Here is a 25,480-nt window from a genome sequence, read left to right as displayed (position 1 = left end):
GATGATCAAGGTCAACCAACTGCAGAAGCGCTTCGGCCAGGCGCACATCCTGCGCGGCATCGATTGCGAGATCCGCGCGCGTGAAGTGGTGTGCGTGATCGGGCCCTCGGGCTCGGGCAAGAGCACTTTCCTGCGCTGCCTCAACGGACTGGAAGAAGTCAGCGATGGCGACATCTTCATCGAAGGCGTCAAGCTCAATGACCCCAAGGTCAACCTCAATGCCTTGCGTGCGGAGCTGGGCATGGTGTTCCAGCGCTTCAACCTGTTCCCGCACATGACGGTGCTGGAAAACCTGATCATGGCGCCCATGCAGGTGAGGAAGCTGTCACGCCGCGATGCGGTCCTGGTGGCCGAGAAGCTGCTGCAGAAGGTCGGCCTGCTGGACAAGATCGATGCCTTCCCCAACCAGCTTTCCGGCGGCCAGCAGCAGCGCGTGGCGATTGCCCGCGCACTGGCCATGGAACCGAAGGTGATGCTGTTCGATGAACCCACTTCCGCGCTGGACCCGGAACTGGTGGGCGAAGTGCTGACCGTCATGAAGCAGCTGGCCGAAGAAGGCATGACCATGGTGGTGGTCACGCACGAGATGGGCTTTGCGCGTGAAGTGGCGGATCGCGTCTTCTTCATCGACCAGGGCGTCATCATGGAAGAAGGTCCGCCGCAGCAGGTGCTGGGTGAACCGGTCCATGAGCGCACGCGCGATTTCCTGCGCAAGGTGCTGTAAGCCATCACGCAGTGCGCCGCAAACGAAAACGCCGGGAGCAATCCCGGCGTTTTTCGTTGCAGGCTCAGTGATGCGCCCCCAGCACGATGGCTCCTGCCGCAATGACCGCACAGGACAGCACGCGCCGCAGCGTCAGCTTCTCGCCCAGGAACAGCGTACCGATCAGGAGTGCAAACAGCACCGAGGTCTCGCGCAGCGCCGAGACCATGCCCATGGGGGCGAGCGTCACGGCCCAGATCACGATGCCATAGGCCAGCAGCGACATCACGCCGCCCGCCAATCCGATCCAGGTGTCCTTGTGCGAGAGCACCACCGGCGAGCGTCCATGCTTGTACTGGTAGAGCAGGGCCAGCGGGATGCTGTCGGCGAGGAACAGCCAGCCCGCATAGGCGATGGCGTCGCCCGCCAGCCGCGCGCCGATGCCGTCGGTGATGGTATAGGCCGCGATGAAGGCTCCGGTCGCCAGGGCTGCCAGCGGGCCGGACAGGTGCTCGCGCTGGCGCATGGCGCGCAGGTTGGCCAGGCTGACGATGCCCAGTGAGACCAGGGCGATGCCGATCACCGTATAGATGCCCAGCTGCTCGCCTGCAAAGACCGCTGCCCCCAGCGCCACCAGCAAGGGTGAGGAGCCGCGCGCAATCGGATAGGACTGGCCGAAGTCGCCAATGCGGTAGGCGCGGATCAGGAACAGGTTGTAGCCGGTGTGCAGCAGGCCCGAGAGCAGGATGTAGAACCAGCTCTCCGCTTGCGGCCACGGTCGCCACAGCACCAGCGGGATCGCGCCCAGCCCCGCGCCCAGGGTCATGAGCGAGAGTGACGCCAGGCGGTCGTGACTGCTCTTGAGCAAGGCGTTCCAGGAAGCGTGCAGCAGCGCAGCGGCCAGGACCAGGGCGATGACGGGGAGCGTCATGCGCTGCGGCCCGTCAGTGCCTGCGCATCCAGATCGGCTGCGACGCGCCACAGCGAGTGGCCTGAGGCGAGATATTTGCGCTCGAAGGGCGTGATGGGCTGATCGGGTTGCCAGGCTTCGGTACGGAAAGTGCCGCCAGATAGCTGGTTCAGGGCCGAAGTGAATTCTTCGACATAAATCTGCCAATTGCTGCGGCATTCCAGTTGTCCACCCAGCGCCACGATGAAGGGAAACACCGGATGGCCCTGCCAGCGCCGGGCCAGGTGGCCGATCTTGGGCCAGGGATTGGGGTAGAGCAGGTAGTGCCGCGCCGGCCGCAGCCCGGTTTCATGCGCCAGCCGCCAGTAATCGACCAGGTCGGCGCGCACGAAGCAGAGATTCGCCGGTTCCGGACCATCCCAATGCGTGTTGCGGGCCAGGCGGTCGGCCGACTGGTCGATGCCGATGACGAAATGATCCGGGTAGCGCGCCGCCAGGTGCAGCGTCGACAAGCCCACGCCACAGCCGGTGTCGAGGATCAGCGGCGGCTCGCCCGCGGCGCGCCAGGCCGCCATGCTGGCATCGAAGGCGCGCTGGTTGTAATCGGTGACGGGTTTGCGGAACGGATGGGCGGGATCGGCGTGGCGCGCCACCAGGGTGGCCAGTTGCTCATGCACGCCGGTCTGGGCGCTGCTGATGGGGGATGAATTCACGACAAGGTGGTCAAGGCGGCAAAACGCCATTTTAATGGACGTCGCGTGCGCGCCGCTGATGGCAAGCTGACCAAAAGAAAACGCCGCGCGGGGGGCGCGGCGTCATTGCCTGTAAAGCGGGAGTGCTTGACCCGATCAGTGCAAGGTCATGGGATGACGCATCATCACGTCGTAACGGCTCAGGAAGTTGTCGATATCGTCCATGGTGGGTTCGGAGGCGATCAGTTCCTGGACATCCTTGCGGAACAGTTCGGCCGCCGGGCCATCGATGTAGATTTCACGCTGGCCGGACTTGTCCATGATCTCGTAGCCGCCGAAGCGCAAGGCTTCGTGGTCGGAATCGGCACCGAATTCGACGACGCTGTACTGCTCACTGTTGTAGATCAGGTTCATAGTGACTCCTTATGCTGGAATACTGCTTCGAAAAGGAAGTGGCGCCTTCACCGTAAATTTCAAGACCCTTCACCTGGGCCGCGCCTCGTGTGCATCTCTGCTACTTCGATACAGCTCCCTCGCGGAACGCCGCGTCGCTTGCGTTCCTGAGTCTGTTGACGGCAGTTTGTCCGAAAAACTTTGATGCCTGCCGTGTTGCCTTTCCGCATGCACGAAATCTTGCATGTTTCTTAATGATGCACCGTCACCTGCTGAAGATAGATGACAAGCTCGCCTGGAAGTTCATCGCGCTGCAGCAGGCCGGGTTGCGGCCTGGCAAGCCTCATCACGCCTTCAGCATGCCGCTGTCGGACGTAAAAGAACATCAGGAAATTTCTGACGCCGCCACACCCTGTGGCGGACTGCCCCCAAAATGTGATCAGACTACCAAAAGAAACGGGACCGCGCTGCGATCCCGTTGTCCTGGTGTTCATGCCGGTGCGGCTCAGTGATTCTTGCGTGCCAGCTTGCCTGGTTCCACCCCGAGCTGCTTGAGCTTGCGGTAGAGGTGGGTACGTTCCAGGCCGGTACGTTCGGCCACGCGCGTCATGCTGCCGTTTTCGCGCACCAGGTGGTATTCGAAGTAGGCGCGCTCGAAGGCATCGCGGGCTTCGCGCAGCGGCAGGTCGAAGGAAATATTGGCGGCATTGTCGGCCACCTGTCCGAAGGGTGCCGCGGCCGGCGTGCCGTGATGCAGCGATTCGCTGCCCAATGCGGGCGCGTAGGCGGCCACCGGGGCGACGTGTTCGGGGGTGTGCAGGCCGTCGGCTGCACCATTGGCCACGGCGGCCACCGGGGCCGGGCGATAGCTGGCCGGACGCACCGCTTCGCGGCTGTGTGACAGCCCTTGCTGCACGGCCTTGAGCAGCTTTTGCAGCGCGATCGGCTTTTCCAGGAAGTTCAGTGCGCCGATGCGAGTGGCCTCGACGGCAGTGTCGATGGTGGCGTGGCCGGACATCATGATGACCGGCATGGTCAACAGGCCATCGCGTTGCCATTCCTTCAGGAGCGTGACGCCGTCGGTGTCGGGCATCCAGATGTCGAGCAGCACGAGGTCGGGGACTCCGGCCTGGCGAAGCTCGCGTGCCTGCTGCGCGTTTTCCGCAGTGGTCACGACATGCCCCTCATCGCCCAGAATTTCTGAGAGCAATTCGCGGATACCCATTTCGTCATCGACGACCAGGATGTTAGCCATGTGCTGCTTTCCTCGCTGCTAGTTCATTGTCCAAGTTTTCGATCTTGTTCCGGGCCGGCGCGCTCGACGCGGCGTTAGCGAGCGTGCCTTGATGAACTGCCGGGTCCCTCCCGGCGACTTGCTGTCGAATCTTGACCCTGGGGACGGTTTCCTGAGAAAACTGTCTCTTAATCAATAGGTGCTAACTTTACCAGCAAAATTACAATTTTTGCGCCTCGGCCATCGGTCCGATTCTGGATATCGATGCGACCGCCATGTTCCTCGACGATTTTCTTGACCATCGCCAGTCCCAGGCCGGTCCCTCTGGCCTTGGAAGTGACGTAGGGTTCGAAGGCACGCGCCAGGATGGTCGGCGAGAAACCGGGACCGTTATCCATGATCGACAAACGCACGGCCGGCCGGCGCTGGCCGTCGGTGCCGGCGATGTCGATCTGTTCGGTCAGCACGTCGATGCGCGGCGCGCTTTGGCCGTCATCGGTCACGGCATCCTGGGCATTCTGCAGCAGGTTGTGGATGACCTGGCGCATCTGGGTGGCGTCGCCCATGACCTTGCTCATTTCCGGGGCCAGGCGCGCGTGGATCACGTCGCGGCCATCGCCGGCCAGGTAGAGGTTGAGGATTTCCTCGATCAGGGCATTCAGATCGAGCGCCACCGGCTTGGCCGGCGGGGTCTTGGCGTAGTCGCGGAAGTCGTCGACCATGCGCTTCATGGCCGTGACCTGGTTGACGATGGTGGTGGTGCCCTTGTCGAGGATGGCGGCATCGGCCGGCATGAGCTTGTCGGCCAGGCGATGCTGCAGGCGTTCGGCCGAGAGCTGGATGGGGGTCAGCGGATTCTTGATCTCGTGCGCCAGGCGGCGCGCCACCTCACCCCACGCAATCGAGCGCTGGGCCGAGATGACGTTGCTGATGTCATCGAACACCACCACGTAGCCGACGCCGTTTTCCACCGGCAGGTGCGAGCCACGCGCCAGCAAGGTCAGCTTGTCATGGTCGGGCTTGCCGCCTTGCTCGTCACCGGCATCCAGCACCGCGCCAGGCTGGCGCGACAGTTCGAACTGCCGCTGCCAGTGCAGGCCGTCGGCCCCTTCGCTGCTGTGCTGGGCCAGCTGTTCGGAGAAGGCGCGGATGACGGCTTGGGCAAACGGTGCCTGGCTGTCGATGGTTTGCAGCGGCGTGCCGATGTTGGCCGAGAAGTCGTAGCCCAGGATGCGGCGCACCGAATCGTTGGCGCTGACGATGTTGAATTGCCCGTCCAGCACCATCACCCCGGCCGACATGTTGGCCAGCACCGATTCCAGATAGGCCTTGGCGTTTTCCAGTTCGGCCCGGTTCTTTTCGACCGAGGTGCGCGCTTCCAGCAGCTGGCGCGTCATGGTGTTGAAGGATTGGGTCAGCGTGCCCAGCTCATCCGAGGTACTGACGATGGGGCGCGGCGAGAGGTTGCCTTCGGCCACCGCCTTGGTACCTTCGGCCAGCAGCAGCAGTGGCTTGGCGAGGTCGCTGGCGATCAGGAAGGCGCTGGCGATGGCGGCGAAAATGGCCAGCAGCAGGGTCAGTGTCAGCGTCACCAGGTAGATCTTGCGCAGGCCCGAGCGCGACACGGAACGTTGCTGGTACTCGTTGTAGGCCAGGCGCAGCGTCTCGGCATTGGTGGCCAGGTAATCCGGGACCGGCTGCAGGATCTGCAGGTAGCGCGTTTCATTCTGCAGCGACAATCCGCGGCTGGGAGCCGGAACCAGTACCACCACGTGCAGCCGCAGGTTGCCGTCGGTATCGGAGCCGCTGGGGGGGCGGGTGTCATCGCTTTCCACCGCCGAGAAGGCCCGCGAGACCCGCGCCTGGCGCATCGCCTGGCTGCTGGGCAGGATGGGCGTGAGCGAGCCGATGGAGCCGCCGACCGTACTCATCACCTGGCCATTGGCGTTGACGATGGTGATCTCCATGTTCTGGTCGCGCTGGCGCGAAAGGTAGGTCACCTGTTCGGAGTCGCTCATGTCGGAGAGCTCCTGAGCCATGCCGCGCGCGCGCGAGACCAGGTCCGACAGCGAGGAGTCCAGTGCATTGCGGCCCAGGTTCAGGCCCGATTCCAGCGCCGCTTCCATGCGCACGTCGAACCAGGATTCGATGGAGCGCGACACGAACTGCACCGACATCAGATAGATCACCGCCCCCGGCACGATGCCCACCAGGGCAAACATCAGCACCAGCCGCGCCAGCAGCTTGGAGCCGAACTTGCCGCGCCGGTAGCGTTTGTAGAGCCGGCCCAGCAGCAGCAGCACCAGGCCCAGCAGCGAGATGGCGGCCAGGCCGTTCAAGAACAGCAGCCACGGGTAGTGCTGCTCGAAGAGGGCGGAGTTTTCGGAGGCCGAGGCCAGCAGGAACAGCAGGACGCTGATGACGCCCCCGCCGACCACCAGCAGATAGCGTAAGGTGCGGCTCATTCGGGTTTGTAGTTGAATTCGATCCAGTCGGAGGACAGCCGCCAGTCATTGTTGTTGAGCGCGTTGACCTGGAAGGGCTTGGGCAGCTGCGCCACGTCCAGCCGCATGCGCAGGCCGACATGGTAAGTCTCGCCGGCCTTGAGCGTGTTGTTGTCGGCGATGATCCAGCGTGGCGGACGGCGGATCAGGGTCAGCGCGTCGTCCAGGTTGGTGAAGCTCTGCTGCAGCTGGCCGCTGATGGCGGTGTGATATTGCCGCGTCAGCACGTTGTAGGACAGGCGCAGGGTGCGGGTGGCCGCGACGCTGGTCTCGTCGAACCAGTACCAGCGCCGCCGGGTCAGCTGGACCTCGGTGGTGAAATACAGGGGCACGCCGCGCGAGAGCGCATCTTCCAGGCCGCGATTCAATTCGAAGTCATAGGACACCGAGAGCCGGTAGCCTTCGTCGCTGGCTTCGATGGCGGCCTGGTTGACGGTGATTTCAGCGGCCTGGACGGCCAGAGCGGAACAGGCCAGCAGCAGCGCCAGCAGCCATTGCAGCGCCGCGCGCAGCCGCCGCGGGAAGCCGGCATCGCGCGGGCGTGCGGACGTGGAAGTGGGGAAGGGGGCCGATTGCGTCAAATTCATGCACCAGGTTTTTGGAACAGCGCATAGAACAGGCCATCGTGATCGGCATCGGCACCGGCGGTCGGCAGCAGTTGACCTGGAGCGGGCAGCCGGATGGCATGGTTTTTCTGCGCGAAGGCGATCGCTTGCTGCTCCGATTCCTGGGGCCACAGCGAGCAGGTTACGAGCAGCAATTTACCATCCGGTCGCAGCATCTGCCAAAGCTTGTCCAAAATTTGCGCGGAAAGTGTTGCAAGCTGCGCGGTGTCGGTCTTGCGGCGCAGCCAGCGGATATCCGGGTGGCGGCGCACGATGCCGGAGGCGGTACAGGGCACGTCAGCCAGGATGCGGTCGAAGCCCTGGCCATCCCACCAGCCATCTTCCCGGGCATCGCCGGTGATCAGTTGCGCCTTGAGCTGCAGACGGTCCAGGTTTTCGGCGATGCGCTGCAGGCGGCGCGGATCGTGGTCCAGCGCCTGCAGTTCGATGTCGGCCAGTTCCAGCAGGTGGCCGGTCTTGCCGCCCGGCGCGGCGCAGGCATCGAGCACGCGCATGCCATCAGCTACCTCCAGCAGCGGCGCGGCCAGTTGGGCCGCCGCATCCTGCACCGAGACCACGCCCTCGGCAAAGCCGGGGATCTGTTGCACCGGGACCGGCTTGTCCAGCCGCACCGCGTAGGGCCCGACGGCGCGTGCGCCGATGCCGGCCTGCTGCAGGGTGGACAGGTACTGTTCCACGCTGGCGCGGCGGCGGTTCACGCGCAGGGTCAGCGGCGGCGGCTGGTTGCCGGCGTGCAGGATGGCCTGCCACTGCTCGGGATAGGCGCCCTTGAGGCGGTCGATCCACCAGGTCGGATAATTCCAGGTGCCAGGCGGGGTCTTGGTGGCCTGCGGCATGAGCGTCGCGCGTTCGCGCAGGAAGCGGCGCAGGATGGCATTGACCACGCCCTTGGCGAAACTCATCTCTTGGCTGATGGCGGCGGCCTCGACGGCCTGGTCCACCACGGTGAAGCTGTCGTAGCCCGCGTCTTCTTCATTGACCAGCAGTGCCAGGGCCGTCACCAGCAGGCCGTGCAGGACCTCCGGTTGCGGTGGCTTGTTGGCCAGCAGGCCCAGCAGGCTGTCGCTCAGCCCCAGGCTGCGCATGGCGCGATAGCTCAGGTCCTGGATGGCACCGCGTGCCGGCGGCGGGGCGTCGCTGCGGGAGAAGATCTGCGCCAGTGCCTGCGGCAGGGCGTGGCCGGCGCGTACGGCGGCCACTGCCTGGGCGGCATAGGCCAGCTGATAGGCCAGGGAATCGGCCTTGGCACCGGGAGGGAGGAGAGAAATCTGAATCACGTCTTTGCTGGCTCGGAAGATAAGGCGGCACCCCGTATTGCAACCCGGCAATGGTCGGAGCAAGGGGCGCGGGCCGCCAGTGTACCAGCGGCCAATGGTGCTCACACCTGCGCGATGCATTTTGGGTGGTGCAAGTGTCGGTCCGGCACGGCAGAATGCCGCCCGACAAGGACAAACGGCCGCCGCGGTGGATGTTCGCGGCAGCCGTTCGGCGCGGGTATGTCAGGGTGATGCAGGCAATCAAGCGTCAGGAAGTGTCAGGAGCGCAACGCGTCCGGGCTTCCTGCAGGCATCAGACGCCCCACAGGATGTCGTAATTGCCCTTCTTGGCTTCGCGCAGCATGTCCAGCAGCGGATAGGCGCGTGCCGAGAAGCTGACCGGCTCGATCTTTTCGTGGTTGTGGTCGTCGACGTCGGCGTTGTGGTGGGCGTTGACGTCACGCGCCAGCGCTTCGGCCGCTTCATGCGACTTGCTGGCGTTGATCTGCTGTTCCAGCAGAGTGATGGCGTCACCGGCCTCGGCGGCGGTGATCACGCCACGGGCAGGATCCTTGTGCAACAGGTCCAGAATGGGTTTGGCGTGCGACTCATACATCACCACATCGGCAGCCGCTTTTGATTTGAAGGTAATCAGCATATTTCCTCAGGGTCTTTGATTGATAACGTTTTTTGGGCAGGCCCGCCAAGGCGGGCGCGCTGGAAATGCGCTGCAGACTGCATCCGCATTTCTGCGGGAATGCCTGTTTGGAGAGTCAGGCAGGACAAGAATACCCCGGTAGCCGGAATATTGTCATCCGGCTCGGCCCCGCTCAGGTTGGTTTGAAAGAGCTGAAAAAGGTTTCAATATTTTCCTCGGTGAAGGCCTTTTGCTCCCCCACGATGAGAATCTGGTACACCCGCCGCTCACGCACCGCCAGCCGGGCGACCAGCCGCAGAGGGCGGCCGCGGGACACGCCCCGCGCGTCCAGGTCCAGCGTGCGCGCCAGGCCCGTGGTCTTGCCCGGCCACACCGGCGTGCCCTGCGGCTGGCCGCCGATGTTGTTGAGCAGGGCGGTGCGCATTGCTTCCAGCGCCCGGTTGGCCGCGGCCGCATCGGGCAGTTCGGCCGTTCCCACGGCGAAGGTGAGGCCGTCGACTTCGGCGGCGGTCATGCTCATGTCGACCTTGGGGCCGTCCAGGTCGACCGGGCGCGTCACGCTGGCCGGCTTGGCGGGCAGGAGCACCACGAAATGCGCGCCGTTGTCGCTGGCTTCACGCCAGTTGTAGCGCGGAGAGCAGGCCGCCAGGCACAGGCAGGCCAAGGACAGCAACAGCAGGGCAGGACGAAGGCGGCGCATGGGAAGGGTCCGGAACGGGGAGAGGGGCATCATATCAAAGCCGGTTTGAGGCACATATGAAGCAAATAGCGCGATTGTCCGATGGCCGTACGGCAATTCTTGCGGTATAAGAACGCATCGAAACGGAACCCTTTCCCGATATGAACCAAGATAACCAAACCGGCCTGCCGGAACTGACCCTGCGCGGGATGCTGCTGGGCGCGCTCATCACGGTGGTCTTCACCGCTTCCAACGTGTATCTCGGGCTGAAGGTCGGCCTGACCTTTTCCTCGGCGATCCCCGCAGCGGTGATCTCGATGGCGGTCTTGCGCCTGTTTTCCAATGCCAACATCCTGGAAAACAACATGGTGCAGACCCAGGCCTCGGCGGCCGGCACGCTCTCCTCCATCATCTTCATCCTGCCCGGCCTGGTGATGATGGGCCACTGGCAGGGCTTCCCCTTCCTGCAGACGCTGGGCATCTGCGCCGCCGGCGGCATGCTGGGGGTGATGTTCTCGATCCCGCTGCGCCGGGTGATGGTGGTGCAGAGCGCGCTGCCCTATCCGGAAGGCGTGGCGGCCGCGGAGATCCTGCGCGTGGGCAGCGCCGACGCCGAGGGCGGCGAGGAAACCCGGCGCGGTCTGCGTGACATCCTCTTCGGCGGCACAATTGCAGCAGCCTTCAGCGTGATCGCCAGCGGATTGAAGCTGTTTGCCGAAAGCATCAGCCTCTGGTTCACCGCCGGTGCTTCGGTGGTCCGCCTGACCATGGGCTTCTCGCTGGCCCTGGTGGGCGCGGGCTACATGATCGGCATCGTCTCCGGCATCGCCATCCTGATCGGCCTGGTGATCGCCTGGGGTGTGGCCGTGCCTTATCTCACCGCCGTCACCCCCCATGCGGCCGATGTCGCCCTGTCGGACTTTGCCAACGGATTGTGGAAGAGCCAGGTGCGCTTCATCGGTGCCGGCATGATCGGCGTGGCCGCAGTGTGGACCCTGGCCACCCTTTTCAAGCCCATGCTGGAAGGCGTGAAGGCCTCGCTGTCGACGCTCTCGCGCCGTCAGCAGGGCAGCACCGAGCGCACCGACCAGGACATGTCGCCGCGCTGGATCATCGTCATCAGCCTGGCCATGATTGCGCTGCTGGCGGTGGTGTTCGCGTCCTTCCTGTCCGAAGCACCGGTGTCGCCTGCGCTGTTCATCGGGCTGATCGTCTATGCGGTGGTGTTTGCCTTCATCTTCGGCTTCCTGGTGGCGGCGGCTTGCGGCTACATGGCCGGGCTGATCGGCTCCTCCTCCAGCCCGATCTCGGGTATCGGCATCGTGGCCGTGATCCTGGTGTCGGTCCTGCTGCTGGTCTCGGGCGCAGTCGATCCGCTGCTGGCCACGCCCGAAGGCAGCAAGCTGGCCATCGCGGTGGCGCTGTTCGTCACCGCGGCCATCATTGCGGTGGCGGCCATCGCCAATGACAACCTGCAAGACTTGAAGACCGGCCAACTGGTCGGCGCCACCCCCTGGCGCCAGCAGGTGGCGCTGCTGGTCGGTTGCGTGGTGGGCGCGCTCATCATCCCGCCGGTGCTGAACCTGCTCTACAACGCCTATGGCTTCACCGGTGCCCTGCCGCGCGCGGGCATGGATGCAGCCCAGGCCCTGGCGGCTCCGCAGGCGACCCTGATGACGGCCATTGCCACCGGTATCTTCACCCGCGAGCTGAACTGGACCATGCTGGGCGTCGGCGTGGCGCTGGGCATCGTGCTCATCGTGATCGACTGGCTGCTGGCCCGCCGTGGCGGCGTGGCGCGCTTGCCGGTCCTGGCGGTGGGTATCGGCATCTACCTGCCGCCGATGGTCAGCAGCGCCCTGTTCCTGGGCGCGGTGCTGGGCTGGCTGATCGAACGCGCCCTGCGCCGCCGCGCGCTGGCTGCCGGTGCGGACCCGGAAGCCTATGCCGACAAGCCGCGCCAGCGCGGCATCCTGGTGGCCTCCGGCCTGATCGTGGGGGAAAGCCTGGTGGGTGTGCTGCTGGCCGCCATCATCGGCTTTACCGGCAAGGATGCACCGCTGGCGGTGGTGTCGGGTGCGTTTGAATCGACCGGGCAGTGGCTGGGCCTGGTTGCGCTGGTGCTGGTGCTGATCGCGTTTGCGCGCCGCATCCTGCCGTCACGTTGACGTTAGCGAGAATGCGCTGCTGGTGGTACTTCAGTGCACCCACCAGTAGCGCAGGATATGAAAGAAAATCGGTGCCGAGAAACTGATCGAATCGACCCGGTCCAGCATGCCGCCATGGCCTTCAATCATGGCACCCCAGTCCTTGAGTCCGCGGTCACGCTTGATCGCCGACAGCACGAATCCCCCGAAGAAGCCCAGGATGTTGATGGTCAGCGCCACCAGCGCCGCCTGCCAGACATTGAAGGGCGTGATCCAGTACAGCGCAGCACCGACGGCGGTGGACGTCAGCACGCCCCCGACCAGGCCTTCCAGCGTCTTGGAAGGTGAAATCTGCGGGGCCAGCTTGCGCTTGCCGAACAGCTTGCCCCACACGTACTGGAACACATCGCTGGACTGCACCGTCAGCACCAGGAACACGATGAGCTGCAGGTTGCGGCCTTCGAAGCCCTCGATGGGCAGCGTCAGCAGGGCCGGCACGTGCGAGATGCAGTAGACGCAGATCATCAGCCCCCACTGCACCTTGGCCGCACGTTCCAGGAAGTGCTTGGTGTCGGTGGAGAGCGAGGCCGAGATCGGCAGCAGCAGGAAGGCGTAGACCGGGATCAGGATGGAGAACAGGCCATACCAGTCCATCCCGATGAGCACGTACTGCAGCGGCAGGAACACGAAGAAGCACCACAGCAGCGCGCGATGGTCGCCCACGCGGGTGTAGGTGACGGAAATGAATTCACGCAGCGCCTGCAGTGAGATGAAGGCAAACAGTACCACCACGCCGGTCTTGCCGATCCAGAACGCGATGGCCAGCGCGCCGATCATCCACCACCAGGCCTTGATGCGGGCATTGAGATTGTCGATGACGCTGCTGCTGCGTCCGGCCAGCCGCCAGCGTAGCAGGCCACCGACCGAGCTGGCCAGGGCGAGGACGGCGAACACGCCGCCAAACAGGGCGATGAGGGTATCTTGAGGAGTCATGGTCGTTCGTCGCGGATCATTCGGCCACGGGGGCCAGGGCGAGCAGGGCCTGGCGGGTGCGGGCCAGGAACTGTTCCTTGCTTTCGTCGGGGCGCAGCATCAGGGGCTCGCCGAAGCTGAGGGTGCAGAGCAGCGGCAGCGGCACCAGATGGCCTTTGGGCATGGCCCGGCCGAGGTTTTCGATCCATACCGGCACCAGTTCCACTTCCGGATGAGCGCAGGCCAGGTGATACAGCCCGCTCTTGAAGGGCAGCAGGCCCTCGTCCAGGTTGCGTGTGCCTTCCGGGAACAGGATCAGCGATTCGCCACCCGCCAGCACCTGGCCCATCACGCCGATGGGATCGGCGCGGCGGCCGGCCTGGCGGTCCACCAGCACGCCCCGGAACACCCGATTGATCACATAGCGCCGCACGGCACTGCTGAGCCAGTAGTCCGAGCCGGCCACCGGCCGGGTGCGCTTGCGCATGGCGCGCGGCAGCATGCTCCAGACCAGCACGAAATCACCGTGGCTGCGGTGGTTGGGATAGTAGACACGCAGCTTGCCGGGATCGGGCGCGGCAAACCAGCGGGCACGCACGCCCGTGAGGACGCGGGCGAAGGTGCAGATGGCGGAGGCGAAGAGGCGGTCGATCAGCATACAAATTCAGTTTTCAAGGATCAGGAAAGGAACATGAACACGAAACCGCCCACCCATGCGCCGACCTGCAAGGCCAGGCATCGGCACTGGTTGCGCAACAGCCGGCGCGCACCGGCCGTGCGCTCGGCAATTCCGCGTGCAGGCTCTGGTTGGCGCCCCAAGCCGCTTTCCTTGAGGGCCAGATCGAAGGCGGCCAGATCGTCCTGAGGCGCAATACCTTGCTGCCAGCGGCGCGCCCACGAGGCGAAGAGTGGCGCATCGAAGGCGCAGCGCAGCGCGAAACCGCATTCGGCGATGCCAAAGGCGATGGACATCGTCAAGGGTATCCAGAGGCCGGAAGTGTCCACCTGCAAGACCAGCAGGATCAGGGCCGCGATGGTGAGCATTCGGCTGAAGGCATCCACCGGACGGCTCAGGCCCAACAGCGCTGCGGCGATCTCGGCCTGATGCGCCGCCTTCAGAGCCGCTTGCTGGGTGTCGGGCGGGAGATCTTGATGGGCGGGGTCATTGGCGGCATCGCCCCCGGAACCCTGGCGCAGGTCAGGCATGACATTCTCCTTGAGCAGGCGTTGCTCGACCTCCCGCAGGCGTTCCCGCAGCGCCGCGTTGATGACCACCGTGGGGCGGCGTTCGGCCAATAGCGCAAGAGCAGAGTCCATGTCGGGGCAGCGTCCGCTCAAGCACAGCCAGGTTGCCACTGCAGCAGCGCTGCGCGAATAGCCCAGCGCACAGGCCACCAGCACGGGGCCATGGCTGCGCAGCGATTCGATGCTGCGAGCGGCTGCCAGCAATTGATCGGCGTCGGGGGCGACCAGGTCCAGCCAGGCATGGCCGGCATAAGCCCACGGACCGCGCGGGGCGGGCAATTCGGCGCAGAGGTCGCACAGGGCGGCGAACGGACCGGCGTGCATGTCGACGATATTCGGGAGCCGGCCCAGCCAGACATCTCCGGTGATGGCGTCAGGCTGCGGACGGCGGCGGGTCCACAGGCGGGCATTGATCCAGGCACCCAGTGCGTGGGGTGCCAGCAACCAGGCAGCGGCCAGCGAGCGGCGGCCGTCGTGCTTCTGGAAACCGGCGGCACCGGCATGGGCGTAATTCCACGCCACGATGGCCAAGGACAAGGCCAGCCAGCCTAGCGGGGCGGCCAGGGCGCGCACGAGAATCGCCAGCGCCAGTGCCAGCAAGGCTCCCAGCGCGTAGGCCAGCGCCAGACGCATGCGGCGCGCACTGCGCTGGCCGCTGCGACGCAGCGGCGTACCTCCCTCATCCGGCCACAGCCACAGGCAGAACAGGCCCAGCATGGCACCGGTCGGGATATCAATGAAGTGATGCTGCCAGGTCGTCAGCACGGACAGGCCGATCAACAGCGCCCAGCCATGGATCACCAACTGCCAGAACCAGTGGGTGCGCAGCCGGGCGAACTGGACCCAGATCAGCACCAGCAGTGCGATATGCAGCGAGGGGGCCTGGTTGAAGGGCAGGTCGAAGGCCGCCAATGAGGCGAAGAGCGCGCCAAACAGTCCATCGGTGGCCGGCCGCACGAAGGCAAAGCGCAGCGGGAAAGCCAGGAAGCAGGCCACCGCGATCAGCTGCGTCGTCAGCAGCCGCAGCGCGTGGCGATCGGTCTCGCGCGGGGTGCGGCAGCACAGGAAGGAAAATCCGTAGAGCAGGTCGATGGACCAATAGGGCAGGATGGTCCAGGGCAGGAAGGGAATATGACGCTCCCAGCCGTAGAAGAAGCTGGGCACGCTGGCGCGCGCGGCGGCTGCATGGTTGGCGAAGCCATAGCTGAGGAAGAACAGCGGCCCCAGCAACAGCAGCCAGGCCACGCCGCGCTTCCACGGCAGCGGCGTGGCCGGTGCTGCCGCGGGCAGCAGGCGGTCGGCCTGGCTCATGCGGCCTTGCGCCGGGCCAGCGAGACGGTAAAGATGCCCCACTGGTCGATGCGCTGTTCGATCTTCTCGAACCCCGCTTCGGCCACCAACTGGTCCATCTCGGCTTGCGTGCGGCGGCGCATGACCCAGGCCTGGCCGCCGCGATGGCTGGTCAGTGCGCGGGCGATCAGTTCCAGTTGCGGATGCCAGGGCTGGCCGGTGTAGACCAGATAGCCGGCCGGCGCGATGGCATCGGCCAGCCCGGCCAGGGAGGTGGCCACGGCATCATTGTCCGGGAACAGTTCGTACAGGCCGGAGACGATGCCCACCGTCGGGCGCGGCGTGACGGCGGCCAGGCTGGCGCGGTCAAAGGCGTCGCCTTGCTCGAAGCGGGCGATGTCGGCCAGGCCCTTGTCAGCTATCAGCGCCGTGCCTTGCTGCACGTTCAGTTCGCTGTAGTCGCGCAGCAGGATGGAGTGGGGACGCGGTCCCTGGCCCAGTGCTTCCAGCACGTAGCGGCCATGGCCGGCGGCGATGTCGAGCACGTGCAGCGGCTGTCCTTCCGCCTGCAGGCGGGCCAGGGCCGTACGCAGCAATTCCTCTACATGCAGCTTGCGCTGGCGGATGCCTTTCCAGCCGATCGCGTCCAGATACTGGCGATCGATGGCGCGGCCCAGCGGACCGACGCCTTCGGGGGTGTTGCGGTAGACGTAGTCGAGCGTGCTGCCCGAATCAAAACCGGTGCGATGCCCCAGCGCCACACCCTTGGAGAGCAGGCCGCCCAGCTTCATGTTGGCGCGGTAACCGGCCCAGTACAGCCCCTTCGGGCTGAGAGCGGGCAGCGGCGCGGACAGCTGGCGCGACTCCTCGAAGGTCGGGCCCTGGCGGTGCGACTGGCGCAGGTCCGGACGGGCCCAGGCTTGGGAGAATTGACGCAGGATGAATTCACGCGCCAGGTCGGTGGCGATCTTGCGGTCCTTCTCGCCGAAGGTGTCGTGATAGAAGCCGGGGAGGACGTGCTTTTCCTTCACTGGTGTGCCCAGGCGTGCGAAGAAATCGTGCTGGGGACCATGGTGCACCACCCAGTCCGCGCCGGATATGAGCAATTGCGTGGGAATGGTGATGGCCTGGGCATCGGCGACCACGCGTTCGGCCGCTTCATACAGCGCCAGCAGGATATTCACGGAGATCGGACGGCTGATCAGCGGATCGCTGTCGTAGGAGGCCTGGCGCTGCCGGTCGTGGGTCAGATACTTCGCCTTGACATAGCTGTTGACGAAGAAATTGCCACGCAGCTTCTGCTGCAGGGCCAGTCCCGGACGGGCGAAGGGAACATAAAGCTTCACCTTGAAGGCGGGCGAGGCCAGCACCAGGCAGCGTACGCGGGGCGCGTAGTCATGCGCCCAGGTCGAGACCAGCACCGCGCCCACGCTCTGGGCCAGCACGGCCATGTCTTCCTCGGCCACCTGCCACTGGTCGCGCAGATGGTGGATGAAGGTTTGCACGTCCCGCACCGAGTGCGCAAAGCTCGGGGAATAGCCGCGCGGGCCGGGCGAACGGCCATGGCCGCGCGCATCCCAGGCATAGAAATCGAAATCGGAGAGGCCGAGTTCATCGACCAGATGCTCCATGCGCCCGCCGTGCTCGTGGCCGCGATGGAACATGACGACAGCGCCCCGCCGCTGCGGGCCGGTGGCCGGCCAGCGGCGATAGAACAGGGATTGGCCGTCGTGGGTGGTGAACTGGTGTTCCTGGCAGGATCGTGTCATGGGTGGGGGGCGGCGCGCAGGCCGCTGCGGATGCGGTTGACGATATTGAGGAGGATGGCGGCGACAGCCAGCGGCAGCACCCAGAAGATCCAGCCCGGGAGGCTGCCGGCCAGTCCCAGCCACAAGCCCAGCGCGCCGAACAGGAAGGCGCGGTCGCTCTTGCCCATGGGGCCGTCGTACTGGCGCGGCGCACTGACCATGGGGCCGAGCGCCCCGGTCATCTCCGACACCGCCGACAGGAAGATCACTCCGCCCACGGTGGCCCAGCCAAACGGGGCCACCAGCGCAAAGGGCAGGTACAGGGCGGCATCGGAGACGACGTCGGTCAGCTCGTTGAGATAGGCCCCCAGCGCCGACTGCTGGCCGAATTCACGCGCCAGCATGCCATCGACGGCATTGAAGGCCATGCGCAGGAACATCCACAGCGGCAGCAGCAGGAACAGCGCCGGCCGCTGTGGCCCGGCCACGAACAGCAGCGCGCCCAGTGCCAGCGAGACCAGCATGGCCAGCACGGTGACCGCATTGGCCGTCACGCCGGCCTCGGCCAGGGCGCGCACCATTGGCCGCAAGAGCGCCTGAAAGCGGGGTTTGAGTTGATAGATGCTGATCATGCGGCACCTGCCGCACGGTCGTCGGGGAGGGAAGAGGGCATGGGGGATCGTCCTTGTTGTCGATTCTGATTTGTTATTTGTTGTATCGGGCGAAGCTCACCTTGGGCAACGCAATGACGATTTCTGTTCCCGGCTGATGCGAGCAGAAGTTGAAATCGAGTGAATGAAAGGGGAGTTCTCGTCGCCGTTCGAGGCGTGCGTTGACTGAATATCATCGGCTTTGGCGCCGTTGCCGCAGGCAGGCGAGGGAGAAGGCGACGTTGCGATGCGCTCCCGGTGAGCGCATCGTTACGTCGAGAAGTGAGGCGGGGGAGGGTCAGCGGCGCTGGATCAGCATATGGACGGCCAGTCCGGCCAGCACGCTGCCCATCAGCCAGCGCTGCAGGCGTTGCCAGTGTGGACGGCCAGCCAGCAGGCCCGAGATGGAAGCCGCAGAGAAGGTGATCACGGCGTTCATGCTGACGCCGACCACGATCTGCGTCAGGCCCAGGGCGAAGGACTGGAGCAGTACGCTGCCGTGCTCGGGCTGGATGAATTGCGGTAGCAGCGACAGATACATCACGGCGATCTTGGGATTGAGCAGGCTGGTCAGCAGACCCATGCTGAAGAGTTTGCGTGGGCTGTCCGGGGGCAGGGGGCGCAGGGCAAACGGCGATCGGCCGCCTGGCTTGAGGGCTTGCCAGGCCAGGTAGAGCAGGTAGAGCGCTCCCGCCAGGCGCAGCGCGTCGTAGGCCAGGGGCAGGGTCATCAGCAGGGCGCTGATGCCCAGCGCGGTACAGAGCATGTAGAACACCAGTCCCAGCGCGATTCCGGCCAGCGAGATCAACCCGGCCTTGCGGCCCTGGCAGACCGAACGCGAGACCAGATAAAGCATGTTGGGGCCGGGGGTGAGCACCATGCCCAGGCAGAGGGCGGCGAAGGCCAGCAGGGTGGAGACAGTGGGCATGGCGATGATCCTCTTTCGGTCGGCAGGTGGGGGCGGCAGTCGATGCCGTGTGAATTGCAAGGCTAAAGCCCGGCCGGCCGAGGGAGAAGATACAGACGGTGCTCTTGCATGGCGCAACAGGGGAATGCTCTTGTCTGCCGGGACAGATCCGTTGCCGCTCAATTGCCGGCCAGCGTCCGCCGGTATTGCACTGCCTCGGCCACATGCGCCTGTGTGATTACATCGGACTCCGCCAGATCGGCGATGGTGCACGCCAGTTTCAGCACCCGGTGATAGGCCCGCGCCGACCAGTTCAGCCGCAGCATGGCGGCTTGCAGCAGTTGGGCCGCCGCCACATCGAGCTGGCAGTGCCGGTCGATTTCGCTACCCCCCAGCTGGCTGTTGGGTTTGCCCTGGCGCTGGCGCTGTCGTTCAAAGGCGCGCGCGACCCGTTCCGCGATGGCCGCGCTGGTTTCACCCGGCTGCTGGACGGCCAGTTCGGCGGGGCTAAGGGCGTTGACGTGCAGTTGCATGTCGATGCGGTCCAGCAGCGGGCCGGACAAGCGCGCCTGGTAGCGCTTGACCAGTTCCGGCGTGCAGCGGCAGCGGCCCTGGCTGTCGCCATACTGTCCGCACGGACAGGGATTCATGGCCGCGATCAACTGGAATCGTGCCGGGAATTGCGCCTGCCGCGCCGCCCGCGAGATCACGATGTGGCCGGACTCCATCGGCTGGCGCAGCACATCCAGCACGCTGCGGGGATATTCGGCGATCTCGTCCATGAACAGGACCCCATGATGTGCCAGCGAGATTTCACCCGGCCTGGGCGAACTGCCGCCGCCGACCAGTGCCACGGCGGAGGCGGTGTGGTGCGGCGCCCGATAAGGCCGCTGCCGCCAGCGCGCGATGTCGAAACTGCCGCTCAAGGATTGCACTGCGGCGGATTCCAGCGCTTCGTCCTGCGTCATCGGCGGCAGGATCCCGGGAAAGCGGGTCGCCAGCATCGACTTGCCGGCACCGGGCGGGCCAACCAGCAGCAGGCTGTGCTGGCCCGCCGCGGCCACTTCCATGGCGCGCCGGGCCTGCAATTGCCCCTTGATATCGCTGAAATCCGGATAGGCCGCCCGCTTGCCGCCCGGCTGCGGCTGGTGCCGCTGCAGCCGGGCCGCGGGATCGCGCGTGCTGAAGTGGGTGCAGACGTCCAGCAAGGAGGTCGCCGGGAGGATTTGCGCCTCGGGCAGCAGTGCGGCTTCGTCGGCATTGGCGGCCGGCAGGATGAAGCTGCGCCGGTGGCCATCCTGCTGCTGCTCGCGCTGCATGGCGCAGGTCATGGCCAGCGCGCCGCGAATGGGCAGCAGCTGGCCCGACAGCGACAGTTCGCCGGCATATTCGTGGTCGTCCAGACGATCCGCAGGCATCTGTTCGGAGGCGGCCAGGATGCCCAGGGCGATGGGCAGGTCGGCGGGGGCCAGGTTGACGGTAATGCGGCGGGCGGGGAATTCAAACCGGGCGTTTTGCAGCGCCGCCCGGACGCGGTCCTTGGCTTCCTTCACCTCGGCTTCGGGGAGTCCGACGATGGTGAAGGCCGGCAAGCCATTGGCCAGATGCACCTCGACCGTCACCGGCGGGGCGCTCATGCCGGCCAAGGCGCGGCTGCGCAATACTGCCAGGCTCATCGCGATGAACCCGGCAGCTGGTCAGCAGAAAGAAGGGAAGGGGGAGGGAAAGAGAAAAGTGTCCGGGCCAGGGTCATGGATTCTGTTTTTGCTGAGCCTCAAGCTCGGCAACACGCGCTTCCAGCGCCTCCAGGCGGGCACGGGTCTTGGCCAGTACCTGGGCCTGGACGTCGAATTCCTCGCGCGTGACCAGGTCCAGCTTGGCAAAACCCTGACTCAGCATGGCCTTGACGTTCTTCTCGATGTCCTTGGCCGGAGAGTTCTCGATCGCCTTGTTGATCTTGGATTGCAGGTCTTCAAAAAATGGGGGCTTGTCCATGTCGGATCTCCTTGGCAGATAGCTGTACTGCAAGTTTAGCGGTTTCCCGCCCATCCTCCTACCGGGATGTCCCGCTGAGACCGCATTTTTGCCAACAGGTGCCGGCCAGCGCTTCAAAACGGGCAGAAAACGCGCTGAAATGCAGTGAATTTTCCTGCAGGAAATGCTCCGACTTGGTGATCTTTGCTTCGCCCGCCACCCGCGCACCAAAATGTGTTCGCCGCGTTTGATGCAGGATTGATAAAAAACCATCAATATCGCACCAGTAGCGTGCATTTGGGTGGCGCATGCACTATTTTGAAGCTGATCTCGAAAAAAATCGTTGCAAATCTCTGGTTTCACGCAAAAAGACAAGTCTGCCTTGCCGAACGGACATGGCACGGCTCCTGCTAATGAGTCTGGGCAAAGACAAAAAACCGACTTTATTGTTAAAACATAAACCAGAGGGAAAGTCATGAAGAAACTGATTCTTGCAACAGCCATCGCCGCATCCTTCGTTTCTACCGTGGCCCGCGCAGAAGACGCCAAGCCGGACAATGAACTGAGCTTCAACGCTGCCGTGGTGAGCGACTACCGCTATCGTGGCCTGACCCAGACCCGCTTTGATCCGGCCCTGCAGGTTGGCGCTGACTACACGCACAACCCGACCGGCCTCTACGCCGGGACCTGGCTGACCAACATCAAGTGGATCAAGGACGCGGGCACCCTGACCGGTACCGACACCAAGGGTGACGTCGAGTGGGACATCTACGGCGGCAAGCGCGGCGACATCGGCGGCGGCTTCACCTATGACGTCGGCGGCCTGTACTACTACTACCCGGGCAACACCCTGGCCAACAGCGGTGCCAAGAACGCCAACACCTTCGAACTGTATGGCCAGGTCGGCTACGGTCCGGCTTACTTCAAGTATTCGCAATCGCTGACCAACCTGTTCGGCGCCGTCAACAGCAAGTACAGCCAGTACTTCGACCTGGGTGCCAACATCGAGACCTACTACGGCGTGATGCTGGGTCTGCATGTCGGTCACCAGAGCGTGCGCGGCAACCCCAACGACTTCAGCTACACCGACTGGAAGATCGGCCTGTCCAAGACCTTCGACGAGGCAGCCGGCATCACCCTGGGCCTGGCCTACGTCGGTACCGACCTGAAGGACGGCGTGACCACCACCCCGGCATCGGATGGCGCCAAGAACGTCGGCAAGAACGGCTTCGTCTTCTCCATCAGCAAAACTTTCTAACAAGAGGTTCGTATGAAACTGATCACTGCGATCATCAAACCGTTCAAGCTGGATGAGGTGCGTGAAGCCCTCTCGGCCATCGGTGTGCAAGGCATCACCGTGACTGAAGTCAAGGGCTTCGGTCGTCAGAAAGGCCATACCGAGCTGTATCGCGGTGCCGAGTATGTGGTGGATTTCCTGCCCAAGACCAAGATCGAGGCCGCCGTGGACGACGCCATCGTCGAACGCGCCCTGGAAGCCATCGAGACCGCCGCCCGCACCGGCAAGATCGGCGACGGCAAGATCTTCGTCCAGGACTTGCTGGACGTGATCCGTATCCGTACCGGCGAGACCGGTAAAGACGCTCTGTAAAAAAGGGGAATTCTAATGAGCATGAAGAAAATGTTTTCCGGCGCGCTCGCCATTGGCGCGCTGTTGTTGGCGGTAGGTTTTACCGCTCCGGCCCAGGCGCAGGACGCGCCCAAGCCTGAAGCCGCAGCGGCCACCGCCGCTGCCCCGGCCGCTGCCGCTCCGGCTGCGCCCAAGGCTGAAGCAGCTGCCCCGGCTGCCGCTGCCCCTGCAGCGCCGGCCGCAGCCGCTGCTGCTCCGGCTCCGGTCCCCAACAAGGGCGACACTGCCTGGATGCTGGTGTGTACCGCTTTCGTCATCCTGATGACCCTGCCAGGCCTGGGCCTGTTCTACGGCGGCCTGGTGCGCAGCAAGAACATGCTGTCGGTGCTGATGCAGTGCTTCATGATCTTCTCGCTGATCTACATCCTGTGGTTCGTCTACGGCTACAGCATCGCGTTCACCGAGGGCAGCGCCTTCTTCGGCGGCTTTGATCGCCTGTTCCTGCACGGCCTGACCGGTGACTCCAACACCGCTACCTTCAGCAAGGGCGTGGTCATTCCGGAACTGGTCTTCGTCGCCTTCCAGGGTGCGTTTGCCGCCATCACCGTGGCGCTGATCATCGGTGCCTTCGCCGAGCGCGTGAAGTTCTCCGCCGTGATCCTGTTCTCGATCCTGTGGTTCACCTTCTCCTACCTGCCGATGGCCCACATGGTCTGGTTCTGGCCGGGTCCGGACGCCTTCACCGATACCGCCGCCGCTGAAAAGGCGACCGCCATCTCGGGCTGGCTGTTCCAGAAGGGCGCGCTGGATTACGCTGGTGGCACCGTGGTGCACATCAATGCCGCCATCGCCGGCCTGGTGGGTTCCTACGTGATCGGCAAGCGTATCGGTTTCGGCAAGGAAGCCTTCAAGCCGCATAGCCTGACCCTGACCATGGTCGGTGCCTCGCTGCTGTGGTTCGGCTGGTTCGGCTTCAACGCCGGCTCCGGTCTGGAAGCCAACGGCACTGCTGCCCTGGCCTTCGTCAACACCATCCTGGCCACTGCTGCCGCGGTCTTGTCCTGGAGCTTCGGCGAATGGATCGGCAAGGGCAAGCCTTCCATGCTGGGTGCTGCTTCGGGCGCCGTCGCCGGTCTGGTGGCGATCACCCCGGCGGCCGGCTTCGTGGGCGTCATCGGTGCCGTAGTCATGGGCCTGCTGGCCGGCCTGCTGTGCCTGTGGGGCGTGAGCGGCCTGAAGAAGATCCTGGGTTCGGACGATGCACTGGACGTCTTCGGCGTGCACGGCGTGGGCGGCATCCTGGGCGCCATCCTGACCGGCGTGTTCGCAGCGCCCAGCCTGGGCGGCACCGGCATCTACGACTACGTGGCCAACGCCGTTGCTCCGGATTACTCCATCGGCGGCCAGGTCTGGATCCAGTTCCAGGGCGTGCTGACCACCGTGATCCTGTCGGGTGTGGTTTCCTTCATCGCCTACAAGATCGTCGACGTCGTCATCGGCCTGCGTGTGACCGAGGAAGAAGAACGCGAAGGCCTGGACATCTCCAGCCACGGCGAATCGGCCTACCACTAAGCATCTGTCGTACTGAGTCTGCAGTATTCCTTCGGGGCTGGAAACGGCCTCTTTACAAGGCACCTTCGGGTGCCTTTTTTCATTTGCAGGCTTCACGACATGAAGAGGATGCAAGCTTGCCAGGGAGTCAAGCTGTCGTTTTTTTGCCATTTCCTTCAGGTAAAGCGGTTTCCTGATGCATTGCCGCGTCGCAGGGGGATAATTCCCGAGTATTTGAGTCGGACTCTTTAAAATGCCGCCATCATCGCCATGTGAACACTCCCGGCCACGCCTTTGCAGCGACCGTGGCCGGATCCCGGCTTTGCTGAAATGGCAACAGCGGCGTCTACTGCGTCGCAACACGGTTTCAGGAATCCGCTAAAATCGAAGCTCGCTGCCGGCATTTACATATTGTTAAGGTCTTTTATGGTCCCGCATCTCGTCACCGCTCTGAATGGTCCCCTGCTGGAGCTGGAGAAGAAAATCCTGGGTGCCACGCCGGCCATCGAACGCTGGTTCCGCATGGAGTGGCAGGAGCACACGCCGCCCTTCTATTGCTCGGTGGACCTGCGCAATGCCGGGTTCAAGCTGGCACCGGTCGATACCAACCTGTTCCCGGGCGGCTTCAACAACCTCTCGCCGGAAATGCTGCCGCTGGCGGTGCAAGCGGCCATGGCAGCCATCGAGAAATACTGCCCGGATGCGCGCAACCTGCTGCTGATTCCGGAAACCCAGCCCGGCAATACCTTCTACCTGCAGAACATCGGCCGCCTGATGCAGATCTTCCGCCAGACCGGGCTGAACGTGCGCCTGGGTACGCTGGCCCAAGGCGCAACGAAGCCGCAGCAGATCGAACTGCCCGACGGCACCCACATTACGCTGGAACCGCTGGAGCGCTCGGCCAACGGCCGCCGCTTGGGCCTGAAGAACTTCGACCCCTGTACGGTGCTGCTCAACAATGACCTCTCCAGCGGCATTCCCTCGGTGCTGGAAGGGCTGCATGAACAAAGCGTCCTGCCGCCGCTGCACGCGGGCTGGGCGCTGCGCCGCAAGAGCAACCACTTTGCCGCCTACGATGAAGTGGTGAAGAAGTTTTCCAAAATGGTCGAGGTCGACCCCTGGATGCTCAACCCGCTCTTCGCCAAGGTCAGCGACATCGACTTCCAGGAGAACACCGGCACCGACGCGCTGGCCGACAGCGTGTCCTCGCTGCTGTCGAAAATCCGCAAGAAGTACAAGGAATACGGCATCAAGGAACAGCCCTTCGTCTTCATCAAGGCCAATGCCGGCACCTATGGCATGGGCATCATGGCGGTCAAGGATGCCAGCGAGATCAAGGACCTCAACCGCAAGCAGCGCACCGGCATGCTGGCCGGCAAGGAAGGCCTGGAAGTCTCGGAAGTGATCGTGCAGGAAGGTGTGCACTCCTTCGAGCGCATCAACCAGGCCGTGGCCGAGCCGGTGGTCTACATGATCGACCGCTATGTGGTGGGCGGTTTCTACCGCGTGCACGCCGAACGTGGCGTGAACGAAAACCTGAACGCCCCCGGTGCGCATTTCGTGCCGCTGGCGTTCGCCCAGCAGCATGCCCTGCCTGACATGCATGCCAAGCCGGGCACGGCCGCGCCCAACCGTTTCTACATGTATGGCGTGGTGGCGCGACTGGCGCTGCTGGCCGCCTCGGTGGAGATGGAAAAGACCGACCCCAACCCGGAAGTTTATTAATATCGCGCCTTTGCCAGGCTCAACAGGA

At 64.4% G+C, this 25,480-nt stretch carries 25 protein-coding genes; 6 read left to right on the top strand and 19 right to left on the bottom strand.

The annotated features are described in order from the left end of the window. The first annotated feature begins 1 nt into the window (after position 1). Positions 2 to 724 (top strand): amino acid ABC transporter ATP-binding protein, encoded by a 723-nt coding sequence (locus ACWHXP_RS20130; RefSeq protein WP_034332173.1) that lies wholly within the window; start codon positions 2 to 4, stop codon positions 722 to 724. A 64-nt stretch (positions 725 to 788) separates the two neighbouring features. Here the strand turns inward: ACWHXP_RS20130 and ACWHXP_RS20125 are convergent, their stop codons facing one another. The 10 genes from ACWHXP_RS20125 to ACWHXP_RS20080 all read right to left on the bottom strand — a co-directional run bounded on the left by ACWHXP_RS20125 (position 789) and on the right by ACWHXP_RS20080 (position 9,676). Continuing rightward, positions 789 to 1,634: a DMT family transporter gene (locus ACWHXP_RS20125; RefSeq protein ID WP_489635215.1), complete on the bottom strand. Its 846-nt coding sequence runs from the start codon at positions 1,632 to 1,634 to the stop codon at positions 789 to 791. Beyond that, positions 1,631 to 2,326, bottom strand: a complete 696-nt coding sequence (gene trmB / locus ACWHXP_RS20120; protein WP_489635216.1) for a tRNA (guanine(46)-N(7))-methyltransferase TrmB — start codon at positions 2,324 to 2,326, stop codon at positions 1,631 to 1,633. Before trmB ends, ACWHXP_RS20125 begins: the two co-directional genes overlap by 4 nt. A gap of 135 nt (positions 2,327 to 2,461) precedes the next feature. After that, entirely contained in the window at positions 2,462 to 2,719 is a 258-nt protein-coding gene (locus ACWHXP_RS20115; RefSeq protein WP_034332163.1) for a BTH_I0359 family protein, read from the bottom strand. 230 nt (positions 2,720 to 2,949) lie between these two features. Further along, positions 2,950 to 3,192: a hypothetical protein gene (locus ACWHXP_RS20110; RefSeq protein WP_489635217.1), complete on the bottom strand. Its 243-nt coding sequence runs from the start codon at positions 3,190 to 3,192 to the stop codon at positions 2,950 to 2,952. An 11-nt stretch (positions 3,193 to 3,203) separates the two neighbouring features. Further along, complete coding sequence (locus ACWHXP_RS20105; RefSeq protein WP_489635218.1) at positions 3,204 to 3,953, bottom strand: response regulator; 750 nt, start codon at positions 3,951 to 3,953, stop codon at positions 3,204 to 3,206. A 167-nt stretch (positions 3,954 to 4,120) separates the two neighbouring features. After that, positions 4,121 to 6,397 carry a sensor histidine kinase gene (locus ACWHXP_RS20100; RefSeq protein WP_134221006.1) on the bottom strand — a complete coding sequence of 759 codons (2,277 nt, stop codon included), beginning with the start codon at positions 6,395 to 6,397 and terminating at the stop codon, positions 4,121 to 4,123. Next, positions 6,394 to 7,023 (bottom strand): DUF4390 domain-containing protein, encoded by a 630-nt coding sequence (locus ACWHXP_RS20095; RefSeq protein WP_489624295.1) that lies wholly within the window; start codon positions 7,021 to 7,023, stop codon positions 6,394 to 6,396. Before ACWHXP_RS20095 ends, ACWHXP_RS20100 begins: the two co-directional genes overlap by 4 nt. Then, positions 7,020 to 8,339 carry a 16S rRNA (cytosine(967)-C(5))-methyltransferase RsmB gene (rsmB, locus tag ACWHXP_RS20090; protein WP_121037248.1) on the bottom strand — a complete coding sequence of 440 codons (1,320 nt, stop codon included), beginning with the start codon at positions 8,337 to 8,339 and terminating at the stop codon, positions 7,020 to 7,022. The genes ACWHXP_RS20095 and rsmB overlap by 4 nt, the downstream gene beginning before the upstream one ends. 292 nt (positions 8,340 to 8,631) lie before the next feature. Then, positions 8,632 to 8,976, bottom strand: a complete 345-nt coding sequence (locus tag ACWHXP_RS20085) for a DUF1840 domain-containing protein (RefSeq protein WP_039790503.1) — start codon at positions 8,974 to 8,976, stop codon at positions 8,632 to 8,634. 172 nt (positions 8,977 to 9,148) lie between these two features. Beyond that, positions 9,149 to 9,676 carry a hypothetical protein gene (locus ACWHXP_RS20080; RefSeq protein WP_034334974.1) on the bottom strand — a complete coding sequence of 176 codons (528 nt, stop codon included), beginning with the start codon at positions 9,674 to 9,676 and terminating at the stop codon, positions 9,149 to 9,151. Positions 9,677 to 9,816: 140 nt separating this feature from the next. Between ACWHXP_RS20080 and ACWHXP_RS20075 the strand changes: the two genes are divergently transcribed. Continuing rightward, entirely contained in the window at positions 9,817 to 11,823 is a 2,007-nt protein-coding gene (locus ACWHXP_RS20075; RefSeq protein ID WP_489635219.1) for an OPT family oligopeptide transporter, read from the top strand. A 30-nt stretch (positions 11,824 to 11,853) separates the two neighbouring features. Here ACWHXP_RS20075 and ACWHXP_RS20070 read toward each other — a convergent pair whose 3' ends face one another. The 9 genes from ACWHXP_RS20070 to ACWHXP_RS20030 form a co-directional block, all read right to left on the bottom strand. Then, a complete protein-coding gene (locus tag ACWHXP_RS20070; protein ID WP_121037242.1) occupies positions 11,854 to 12,795 on the bottom strand; it encodes a phosphatidate cytidylyltransferase in 942 nt (313 codons plus the stop codon). Positions 12,796 to 12,811: 16 nt separating this feature from the next. Further along, on the bottom strand, positions 12,812 to 13,432 hold the full coding sequence (locus ACWHXP_RS20065; RefSeq protein ID WP_489635220.1) for a lysophospholipid acyltransferase family protein: 621 nt from the start codon (positions 13,430 to 13,432) through the stop codon (positions 12,812 to 12,814). Positions 13,433 to 13,452: 20 nt separating this feature from the next. Further along, positions 13,453 to 15,330, bottom strand: coding sequence for a phosphatase PAP2/dual specificity phosphatase family protein (locus ACWHXP_RS20060; protein ID WP_489635221.1), 1,878 nt, complete (start codon positions 15,328 to 15,330; stop codon positions 13,453 to 13,455). After that, the gene (locus tag ACWHXP_RS20055; protein WP_489635222.1) at positions 15,327 to 17,078 is read right to left on the bottom strand and encodes a bifunctional alpha/beta hydrolase/class I SAM-dependent methyltransferase; all 1,752 of its coding nucleotides are present in this window, start codon (positions 17,076 to 17,078) and stop codon (positions 15,327 to 15,329) included. The genes ACWHXP_RS20060 and ACWHXP_RS20055 overlap by 4 nt, the downstream gene beginning before the upstream one ends. Beyond that, positions 17,075 to 17,689: a CDP-alcohol phosphatidyltransferase family protein gene (locus tag ACWHXP_RS20050; protein WP_489635223.1), complete on the bottom strand. Its 615-nt coding sequence runs from the start codon at positions 17,687 to 17,689 to the stop codon at positions 17,075 to 17,077. The genes ACWHXP_RS20055 and ACWHXP_RS20050 overlap by 4 nt, the downstream gene beginning before the upstream one ends. A gap of 316 nt (positions 17,690 to 18,005) precedes the next feature. Next, positions 18,006 to 18,635: a LysE family translocator gene (locus ACWHXP_RS20045; RefSeq protein ID WP_489635224.1), complete on the bottom strand. Its 630-nt coding sequence runs from the start codon at positions 18,633 to 18,635 to the stop codon at positions 18,006 to 18,008. A gap of 158 nt (positions 18,636 to 18,793) precedes the next feature. Further along, on the bottom strand, positions 18,794 to 20,290 hold the full coding sequence (locus ACWHXP_RS20040) for a YifB family Mg chelatase-like AAA ATPase (RefSeq protein ID WP_489635225.1): 1,497 nt from the start codon (positions 20,288 to 20,290) through the stop codon (positions 18,794 to 18,796). A 73-nt stretch (positions 20,291 to 20,363) separates the two neighbouring features. Further along, positions 20,364 to 20,609, bottom strand: a complete 246-nt coding sequence (locus ACWHXP_RS20035; RefSeq protein ID WP_121037228.1) for an accessory factor UbiK family protein — start codon at positions 20,607 to 20,609, stop codon at positions 20,364 to 20,366. A 58-nt stretch (positions 20,610 to 20,667) separates the two neighbouring features. Then, a complete protein-coding gene (locus tag ACWHXP_RS20030; protein WP_489635226.1) occupies positions 20,668 to 20,898 on the bottom strand; it encodes a hypothetical protein in 231 nt (76 codons plus the stop codon). A gap of 165 nt (positions 20,899 to 21,063) precedes the next feature. Between ACWHXP_RS20030 and ACWHXP_RS20025 the strand changes: the two genes are divergently transcribed. From ACWHXP_RS20025 to gshA, 4 genes are all read left to right on the top strand, one after another. Next, positions 21,064 to 21,846 (top strand): TorF family putative porin, encoded by a 783-nt coding sequence (locus ACWHXP_RS20025; RefSeq protein WP_034334997.1) that lies wholly within the window; start codon positions 21,064 to 21,066, stop codon positions 21,844 to 21,846. Positions 21,847 to 21,858: 12 nt separating this feature from the next. Beyond that, positions 21,859 to 22,197, top strand: a complete 339-nt coding sequence (locus tag ACWHXP_RS20020; RefSeq protein WP_006713297.1) for a P-II family nitrogen regulator — start codon at positions 21,859 to 21,861, stop codon at positions 22,195 to 22,197. A gap of 15 nt (positions 22,198 to 22,212) precedes the next feature. Next, a complete protein-coding gene (locus ACWHXP_RS20015; protein WP_134134532.1) occupies positions 22,213 to 23,748 on the top strand; it encodes an ammonium transporter in 1,536 nt (511 codons plus the stop codon). Between the two features lie 405 nt (positions 23,749 to 24,153). Continuing rightward, positions 24,154 to 25,452 (top strand): glutamate--cysteine ligase, encoded by a 1,299-nt coding sequence (gene gshA, locus ACWHXP_RS20010; protein ID WP_034335012.1) that lies wholly within the window; start codon positions 24,154 to 24,156, stop codon positions 25,450 to 25,452. Positions 25,453 to 25,480: the final 28 nt, after the last annotated feature.

This window comes from Herbaspirillum sp. Her2, from assembly GCF_057961375.1.
The sequence above is the reverse complement of the archived record's forward strand: the minus strand, read 5'-3'. Positions and strand labels throughout refer to the sequence as shown.